This is a genomic window from Campylobacter sp. (genome assembly GCF_017646085.1).
Lineage (GTDB): Bacteria > Campylobacterota > Campylobacteria > Campylobacterales > Campylobacteraceae > Campylobacter.
In genome coordinates, this window is record NZ_JAGCNF010000123.1 from 1 (window position 1) to 1,768 (window position 1,768).

Annotated in this window: 2 pseudogenes; both read left to right on the plus strand. The window is 31.0% G+C overall.

Annotation, left to right across the window (positions count from 1 at the left end):
- A pseudogene (locus tag J6V67_RS06655) lies at positions 1 to 471 on the plus strand (3-deoxy-D-manno-octulosonic acid transferase); the annotation flags it as partial.
- A 2-nt stretch (positions 472 to 473) separates the two neighbouring features.
- Positions 474 to 1,238 (plus strand): annotated as a pseudogene (locus J6V67_RS06660) (RluA family pseudouridine synthase).
- Positions 1,239 to 1,768: the final 530 nt, after the last annotated feature.

Consider the following 1,768-nt stretch of genomic DNA (forward strand, 5'->3'; position numbering starts at 1 on the left):
AATGAAGAGAAAAATCTATTAGCCAATCTAAAGCTTAATCATAACGATCAGCTATTTATAGCTCCACGACATCCTGAGAGATTTGATAGTGTATATAATATTATCAAAGACAGCATTAAGAATATGAGCTTTGAGAGATTTAGTGATAATATGGGGTTAAGTTCGCAAATTATACTAGTAGATACTTTGGGGCAATTGGTTAATTTATATGCAATAGCTGATATTGTCGTGCTTTGTGGTAGTTTTGAAAAGGGCATTGGAGGACATAATCCTATAGAGGCGGCTCAGTTTGGTTGTAAAATTCTAAGCGGAGAATATATCCATAATCAAAAAGACCTATATAAGGCAGTAAGTGGGATTGAGTTTTGCTCATATGATAATGTATGGCAAAAACTAAATTCAAATTTAAAAAATACAAAAATAATAAATATATGCGATATAAATAATATAATAAAAGATATAAAAGGATAAAGATGCAAAAGGCTTATAAACTATTAGCTATACAAGAAGGGATTTCAAATAACGAAGCTAAGGAGCTAATAGATGCTGGACTAGTAAGTGTAGGAGGCCAAAGACTAGTACTTGCTAGAGGGCTTTTAAAAGAGAGTGCTAAATTTAAGATAACAAAACTAGCTAAGCCATCTAAAATATTTGAAGATGAAAATATAATAGCAGTCAATAAACCGCCATTTATCACAAGCCAAAAAATTGCTGAGATATTTAAATTTCCACTTTTAAATCGTTTAGATAAAGAGACTAGTGGGGTAATTTTATTATATAAAAATGACGATTTTCAGCAGCGTGCGATTAAAGAATTTGCACAAAATAGGGTAGGTAAAACCTATCTTGCAGTGGTTAAGGGTATAGTATGCGAAAGCTCTACTATAAACCAGCCGCTAACAACTATAAAAACAAAATCTGGAGCCTTTAGCAAAATTGATTTAAAAAATGGCAAAACAGCTATCACGCATATCGCCCCAGTAGCAGTTGAAGGTAAAAAATCATTATTAAAAGTAGATATAGAAACTGGTAGAACTCACCAGATTAGAGCGCATTTAGCTAGCAGTGGTTTTGGCATTGTCTGTGATGAAAAATATGCTTAAAGTAGCTCAAAACGGCTATATCTACATAGTTTAAGAACCAAGATTTTTGATTATGAGTTTTATGCCCAGCCTGATAGTGGATTTTTTGATCAAGGATTTGAGCAGATTGATAAAAATATTTTAAAAAATTTATAAGATTATATAAAATACTATATTCTATATATCTTACATTGCATAGATTTAAATTTAAAACTATTTTGAGTTTTTAAAATTTAAATCTATTTTATTAAGGTTTTAAAAGCTAAAAAGTATTAAAAATTTTAGAAATACTCATAATTATAGTCTTTAGCTATTTAGTCAAAGCCCTTTTAGCATAAAATTCCATCTTAAAGCTATTCCTATAAACAGAGATGAAAACGGAAATGTATTTCCAAGCCATCCAAAGTCCAACAATTAATTGTGCGCGCCAGTTCAACCTCAAACAAAAAGTGGCAAAAATATCTTTTTTATCACCACTTCTGGCTGGCGGCGAAGAGATTTGAACTCGCGTAAATGCAAAAAATATCCACAACGCAGCACAGAGAAAGAAAGGCTCTGTGCTTTTTATTTAGCATTTCTTAACTTTACAAAGGTTTAAAGTCGTTTGAGTATTAAAATCCGTTTATTGTAAAATAATTATAGAAAACTGTAAACGGAGGTATGAAATGGAACGGCAGTTAAATCAA